Source organism: Mesorhizobium sp. M4B.F.Ca.ET.089.01.1.1 (assembly GCF_004022605.1).
GTDB classification, from domain to species: Bacteria; Pseudomonadota; Alphaproteobacteria; order Rhizobiales; family Rhizobiaceae; genus Mesorhizobium; species Mesorhizobium abyssinicae.
Genome location: NZ_RZOS01001538.1, coordinates 1 through 404, shown reverse-complemented (window position 1 = coordinate 404; position 404 = coordinate 1). Strand labels below are relative to the sequence as shown.

Sequence of the window (404 nt, the reverse complement as noted above, 5' to 3'; positions counted from 1 at the left end):
ATCACCGACAGCTTCACCGCCGTCTCCTCCGACGGCAGCGACAGCCAGCTCGTCACCGTCACCATCCATGGCACCAACGACAGCGCGGTGATCACGGCCAACGGCGCCCAGGACACGTCCGTCACGGAGAAGAGCGGCGTTACCAACGGTACGCTGGGCGATGCGACGGCCTCGGGCGACCTCAACGCAACCGATGTCGACAACGCGGCGACCTTCAACGTCCAGGCTGCCGTGGCCAAGAGCTATGGCACGTTCTCGATCGATGCTGCCGGCACCTGGAGCTATACGCTGGACGACAGCAACGCCACTGTTCAGGCGCTGAACAGCAGCGGCGCGAACACCACGCTGCATGAACTGGTGACGGTCACCACCGTCGACGGCACGCAGCAGGTGATCGACATCAC

1 protein-coding gene is annotated in these 404 nt (G+C 64.4%); it reads left to right on the top strand.

Annotation, left to right across the window (positions count from 1 at the left end):
* On the top strand, window positions 1–404 hold a 404-nt coding region (locus EN780_RS38185; RefSeq protein ID WP_210215162.1), incomplete at both ends, for a VCBS domain-containing protein.